Source organism: Streptomyces sp. NPDC054841, from assembly GCF_053611045.1.
In genome coordinates, this window is record NZ_JBSGZO010000453.1 from 1 (window position 1) to 6,804 (window position 6,804).

At 73.0% G+C, this 6,804-nt stretch carries 4 protein-coding genes; all 4 read right to left on the reverse strand.

From position 1 onward, the window contains the following. Nucleotides 1–32 precede the first annotated feature (32 nt). Entirely contained in the window at nucleotides 33–920 is an 888-nt protein-coding gene (locus tag ACWGI8_RS36295) for a FadR/GntR family transcriptional regulator (protein ID WP_453667638.1), read from the reverse strand. 161 nt (nucleotides 921–1,081) lie between these two features. After that, entirely contained in the window at nucleotides 1,082–2,884 is a 1,803-nt protein-coding gene (locus tag ACWGI8_RS36300) for an ATP-binding cassette domain-containing protein (RefSeq protein ID WP_453667639.1), read from the reverse strand. Between the two features lie 329 nt (nucleotides 2,885–3,213). Beyond that, nucleotides 3,214–3,975: an NUDIX hydrolase gene (locus tag ACWGI8_RS36305; RefSeq protein WP_453667641.1), complete on the reverse strand. Its 762-nt coding sequence runs from the start codon at nucleotides 3,973–3,975 to the stop codon at nucleotides 3,214–3,216. 85 nt (nucleotides 3,976–4,060) lie between these two features. After that, nucleotides 4,061–6,172 carry an amylo-alpha-1,6-glucosidase gene (locus ACWGI8_RS36310; protein ID WP_453667643.1) on the reverse strand — a complete coding sequence of 704 codons (2,112 nt, stop codon included), beginning with the start codon at nucleotides 6,170–6,172 and terminating at the stop codon, nucleotides 4,061–4,063. Between the last annotated feature and the right edge of the window lie 632 nt (nucleotides 6,173–6,804).

Below are 6,804 nucleotides of genomic sequence, written 5' to 3' on the forward strand. Positions count from 1 at the left end.
CCTCGGAACGCCCCGGCCGCGTCCCTGGGGGGTCAGTGCTCGCGCGGGGCGGGCACGACGCGCTCCACCTCTGGGTGGACGGTGAGAAGTTGGCGCATGGCCGATTCGGCACTGTGCGCATCCCCGGTGGCGAGGGCGTCCACGATCCTGGCGTGGTGCGCGAGGGACACCTCGGAGGGGCGGTCACATCCGGCGGCCGGGCCCCCGGAGACCTGGAGGGCGGCGGCGACGATGCCGGACAGGTGCTCCAGCATGCGGTTGCCGGCGACCTGGATCAGGAGGGAATGGAACTCGACGTCGGCACGCGCGAAGGTGATTCCGTCACCCTGCGTGAACGAGTGACTCATGATCTCGACCATGTCACCGAGCCGCTGCTGGACGTCCTCGCGGCCGTGACCTGCGGCGAGGCGCGCCGCGAGCGGCTCGATCGTCCAGCGTAGCTCGCTGAGCTCACGGCGCTGGTCGTCGCGCTGCGGACCGAAGGCGCGCCACTCGATGATGTCGGGGTCCAGCAGGTTCCAGTCACTGACCGGACGGACCCGGGTGCCGACGTTCGGACGGGCGCTGACCAGGCCTTTGGCCTCGAGGACGCGCAGCGACTCCCGGACGACGGTGCGGGAGACCTCGAATCGCTGGCCGATCTCCTCGGGTACGAGCGGACGGTCGGCCCCGAGGTCGCCGGAGACGATCATCTGGCCCAGCTGCTGGACGAGTTGACCGTGGAGCCCGCGGCCCCGGCTGCCCGCCGCGCGGCGGCTGACCCGGCCCAACTCGGCTTCCGTGGTGTCCCAGGCCGGGGGTCCGACGCGGTCGACGCCGGGCGCCTCCGGGTAGGGGTATCGGTCGAGGTCGCCCGGGCCGGCGAGGCCGGACTCGGCGGGGCGGGCGGCGGTCATCATGGTGTGCGCAAGGGTACTCACGCATCCTTTGTCGGCGTGGCTCCGGCACCCCTTGAGGTCTTTGGTGAAAAGCACACGAAAGGGTGATCGCCGCCCACCCTGCAATTGACGCCTTATCGGAAAGAAACGGTCATTCTTCTGGGAGTTACGAGCAGCTCACCGCTCTCTCGGACCCAAGACGTTCACCAACGGGCCCTGCCGCGAAGGCCGGTGAACAGGTACGCGCAGAGCAGGACGGACAGCGACAACGCCAGTGCCGCGCCCACGGGTTGGGCCAGCACCCGCAGCCCGGCCGACAGCCAGGGATCCACCTCGTAGGGCCACTCCAGCCAGGCCAGCTCACGCAAGCGGCCCGGGAGGCCGGCGATCGAACGCGCGGACGGACCCGCGAACGCCTTCTGCACCAGTGGCACGACCACCACCGGTACGGCGAGCACCGCCGCCACTCCGGCGGCCGTGACCCGGAAGATCCCTGCGGCGAGCAGCCCGGACCAGGCGCAGCCCACCAGGAGACCGGACCAACTCGCGGACAGCGCAGGCCAGTTGTCAGGCACGGACGTCACATCGCCCCCGTACAGGAGACGGAGGACCTGGCCGTCCAGTACGGCGACGAGAAACCCGATCACCAGGGCGGCGCCGGCCGTCACCGTGAGCTTGGCGCACAGCAGCCCGAGGCGGCGAGGAATGGTTCCGCGTCCGGTCGCGAGCGCGGGGTAGCGGAATTCCTCCCCGAAGGAGAGGGAGCCGAGCAGGCCGGCACCGAGGGCGGCGGGCGGCAGCGGCAGCAGCCCGGGCCAGGCGGCGAGCAGCCCCGGCAGCGGGGTGCGGCCGCCGTGCCCGAGCAGCCCGGAGAGGCCGGCCGAGACGACAAGGACGGCTGTCACGATCAGATGGGTCGTCGGGACACCGAGGAGCCGGCGCAGTTCGTATCGCAGCGGTTGCAGCGGCGTACGGCGCGGCCGGGCCTCGAGACGCGGAAGCAGCGACAGGTCCCCGGCGGGGGGAGGCTGCGCGGGGCTCGCGGCGGGAGCGGATTCGACCGGGGCGGGGGCGTCGGGGGTCGGGGTGGCATGGGCCGGCGCTGCCGGGGCGGCGGGGGGCAGGGCTGCCGGACCGGCGTCGCCGATCTCGTCGGCGAGTTGGTGGACGAGGACGCCGTGCCGGAAGGCGGTCTCGCCGATCTCGGCACAGCTGCTGCCGTAGACGGAGAGCCGGTTGCCGCCCTCGGCGACGACTTCGACGGAGCGCCGAGCGGCCCGCGCCTCACGACCGACCACCGCGGCGAGCCGTGCGGCGTGCGGGGTACGGACCGCGACGCGCGGCCGGAGCCTGGTGCGGGCGAAGTCCGCCACGTCCTGGTCTGCGATGAGCCGGCCCTCGTCGATGGTGACGACGCGATCCGCGGTCCGGGCCGCCTCCTTGGGGTCCGCGGTCGTATAGAGGACGGTGCCGCCGTGCGCTGCATGGGCGCGGAGCAGTCCGAAGAGCCAGCTCTCCTCCCGTGGCGACAGTCCTTCGGAGGGGTCGTCGAGCACGAGAGTGTGAGGGTCCCCCAACAGGGCTGAGGCCAGGCCCAGTCTGCGGTCCATGCCGAGGGAGAGCGTGCCGAGACGTGCGTCGCGCAGGGCGCCGATGCCGACGACTTCGAGCATGTCGTCGGCGCGTGACACGGGCACTCCCGCTGCGGCGCAGAGCATCCGGAGCTGGCCGCGGGCGGTACGGGCCGGGTGACCCGGTACGTCGCCGAGCAGCACCCCTACTTCGCGCGCGGGACGGACGATGCCGTGCAGCGGGCGCCCACGGAAGTACGTGACGCCACGGCCCGCCTCGAGTTCGAGCATCAGGCGCAGGGCCGTGGTCTTGCCGGAGCCCGGGGCGCCGAGGAGCGCGGTGACATTGCCGGGCCGCGCCTCGAAAGTCAGATCGTCCACGGCGGGCGGAAGGTCCCGGCGACGGGTGCTGGTGAGTCCGATGGCCTGGAGCATCGCTTCTCTCGCGGAAGGTGAAACCGCTCGGCGGCAGGGCGGGTGGGCGGCAGAATGCGGGTACCGCAGCAAGATAACGCGACATTTCCGACTTTTGACGCAGCGTCGGGTGCGATGTCAGACCTGCCGTCGGACACCACCACGCTCTGCGCCACGAACATCGCCGAGGACGCCACCAAAGGCGTTGCCAGTGCCGTGGCCAGGGAGGTGATCGCCATGGGCACCGCGCCGGGCGGAACTGGAAACGCGTCAGGGAAACGGAGGACGTGCTCCGGACGGCCCCAGAGCCTGTCCGGCGGACGATCCCAGCAAGATCCGCCGGACAGGCCCTAGACCTCAGGGCGCAGCATCGGCGGGTTGAGTAGGGTCGCGCCTCCGGCCCGGAACAGCTGTGCGGGACGGCCGCCCTGTCGGGTTGTGGTCCCGCCCGCCGGCACGAGGAAGCCCGGAGTGCCGGTCACCTTGCGATGGAAGTTCCGGGGGTCCAGGGCGACGCCCCACACCGCCTCGTACACCCGCCGCAACTCGCCGACCGTGAACTCGGGCGGGCAGAACGCCGTGGCCAGTGAGGAGTACTCGATCTTGGAGCGGGCCCGCTCCACACCGTCGGCCAGGATCTGGGCATGGTCGAAGGCGAGCTGCCCGGACTGCTCGTCCTCCCGTCCCCCGTTCTCCTGGTTCAGCAGGGTCTCGACGGGCGCCCAGCGCGCGCTGTTGGCGTCGCCGCCGGCGCGAGGCGACGGCAGATCCGGGGAGAGCGCCAGGTGCGCAACGCTCACCACCCGCATACGGGGGTCGCGCTTGGGGTCCCCGTAGGTGGCAAGCTGCTCCAGATGGGCACCGTTGTCGGGCGCCGGCGAACCGGGGTCGTGCACACACAGGCCCGTCTCTTCGACAAGCTCCCGCGCCGCCGCCGCCGAAAGATCCTCATCGGCCCTGACGAAACCCCCGGGCAGCGCCCACCGGCCCTGGAACGGTGGCTCTCCGCGACGTACCACCAGGGCACACAGCGCATGGCGACGCACGGTGAGCACGACCAGGTCGACGGTGACAGCGAAGGGCGGGAAGGCCGACGGGTCGTAGGGCGACATGCCGCGATCATAGTCGTCTTCCTGACGATAAACACTCCCTTCGTGATCCAGGACAACGACTTCTTCACGCGCCGGTCCCATCCCGTTACACCCCCAACTGGAGTCCGTCAGCGGCTTCCTCGACCATGCACAGCCCGAGCCTGCTGATCCGCACCGCGAAGGGCTCTCCGGCGACCCGCAGTCCCGTGAACTGCACGGCGCCGAGGGGAGTGCTGCGCAGCGGATGCAGGGCGACCGTGCCGGCCGGAGCGTCCGGGCGGATGCCCACGAGCGTGGTGAGCAGGTGGATCCCGGCGGCGGCGGACACGGCCGCCGGGCGGCACGCGGCGGGGTGCGGTACCGGCACCGCGCCGGCGGTCCGCTGGTCCCCCGCATACATGTCCGGGAGCCGGTGGCCGAACGCCTCCGCGGCGTCGAGGACTCCGCGGAGCAGGGAACTCGCCTCCTTCTCGTAGCCGCATGCGGCCAGTCCCGCGACTGCCACGGCTGTCTCATGCACCCGGACCGCTCCGGACCGGTGGCCGAACGGATTGTGTCCCGGCTCCTTCGCACCCAGGCTCCGCAGACCCCAGCCCGAGTCCAGATCGGGAGCGCCGAGCAGTCGTGCCAGCTGTTCGGTCTGCACCCTGTCGAGCAGCCCGGGCGCCGGCCGGCCGCCGCCGAGGAGGCCCGTGTCCAGAAGGTGTGCGGCTGCCCCTCCCAGGTGGGGCACCGGCCTCCCGGACCGGACGCGGGCCGCAGCCGGCCGGCCGCCTCTGAGATCGTCGAGCCAGAACCCCTCCTGGAAGCTGCGCCGCATGGCGGCGGCCCGCTCCCGCCACCAGCCCGCTCCTGGCCGCCCACACGCCTCCAGCAGGTCGGCACCGAGCACGGCGGCCCTGTGCGCATGCGCCTGCGTCTCGGCGCGCTGCATCCCGGCGGGCCCCGGCTCGTACAGCAGCCCGTCGTCGCCGACAGCCCCGCGAAGCCAGGCCAGGCAGCGCTCGGCCGTGGGGAGCAGCGCCTCCAGCTCCGGCTCGGGAAGTCCCCAGCGCCACGCTTCGGCGAGGACGGCAGGGAAGGCGAGCGTCGCCTCGACTCCGGTGCAACTGGGTGGGAGGTGCGGCCCCGCGTCCCGAAGCGGTCCGGGCATCCGGCCGGCTTCCCGGCCCCTTCCTCCGAGCTGGCTCCTGGAAAGCGTACGCAGGGTGGCCGCGGCCAGTCGTGTGCCCACCGGGAGAGCCATGCGCACCGCCCACAGGGCCTCCGCCGGTGCGAGCCCGCAGCGCCACGGCACGCCCGCAGCCGGACAAGCGTCCAATGGATGATCGCGGTCGCGGAGGAGCAGGGCGCCGAGGTCCGCGAGAGCGGTCCGGAGGAAGCTCCCCACGCGCGGATCGTCGCCCTCCGCCTGCGCGTCGGCCAAGGGAGCGGCTCCATTGTGCTGGGACGGCCGTACCGCCTGGTCCGCGCGGACGCGGAGTTCGATGATGCGTGTCTCACCGGGTGCCAGCTCGAACTCCCAGCGCAGCAGTCCCGCTGAGGCCAGCGCGTCCTTGGGCGGCGGAACAGCGGTGACGATGGTGTGTGCGCCACCTGCCGCGGACCAGCGCAGGCCCGAGTCATGGACGCTGGCGGGCAGCTCGGGCCCTGCCCGGCCCGTCGCCACCGCGCCCAGTTCCGCGAGGTCTGTGCCGAGAGCCAGCTCGACGGGGAGACGCACGGTCCGGCCCGACCAGCTGCGCAGAACGATTCGTTCGCTGCCGTCGGCGTCCCGTGACCTCTCCACCCCGATCTCGGGATCGGGCCCTGCGCCGGCATGGGTCCGCGCCACGGCGAAGAACGTTGCCCGGTCGGCCGAGACGAGCCTTCCCTGCACGACGACCGGTTCCCGTCCGGCGACCCGCAACTGGCTGCGCGAGAGCAGCCTCCGGCCGGAACGGTAGACGCCTTCCAGCCCCTCTCCGTTGAGCTGGCCATGTTCCGCGCACACGGCCAGGCTCGGCAACGCGACACACATGAGCACGTGGTGCAGAGGCGGCGGCTCCCCCGCCGACAGCCTCGAACCCGGTGCGGGAGCCCCGGCGTACGCGGCACGGGCAGGGCCGCCCGGCGCTTCGCCGGCGAGTGCCGTGCGCATGGGTGGGGGGATGGTGTCCCAGGCCGTGCCGGGTTGCCGGCCCGGTGTGGAGACCTGAGGAGAGTCGCTGGTGGGCATGTGGGGTCTGCTGTGCCTTCTGTGCGCTCCGGACAGCCGCTTCGGGTGCGGCGGCACGGAGTACACGAAACCGCCACACAGGTGAACGGCCGCACACGCTGCGGGGTCACGCCAGTCATCACCCGCTCCCCGTACCGCGTCGGCCGGCTCGCCTCGCCGAGCGCGTCCGGCTCCCGGTGGACGCCGTGCCGGCGTCGGAGGAGGTACGACGCTTCGACGCCGCGTCCACCGCGGGCGCCGACGGGCCGGGCCTGGGGCTCTTTCGCTTGCCGGCCGTGCGCGGCATCCGGGACCGCTGCGGCTCCGACCGCCGCGCCGCGTTGCGGCCGACCGAGCTCACCGGGCCCACCGGGCCCACGGGACCGACCGCCGAGCCCGGTTCCTCGGATGCGGGATCTTCGGATCCGGTGACCGCCCGGGCGCCGGTCGCCGGGACGGGATCCTTCGAACCAGGTGCCTCCGCGACGCGGGGCTCCGACGCAGGGACCTGCGAATCAGGCGCGGCCGAGCCAGGGGGTCCCGAGGCGGGGGTGGCCGTAGAGGCCCGCGCCGCTGGCGCGGCCCCCGCGGGAGTGGCCGCGGCGGGCGCGGCCGTGGCAGGGGGGGCCGGCCGGCCCCGCGACGCAGCCGCG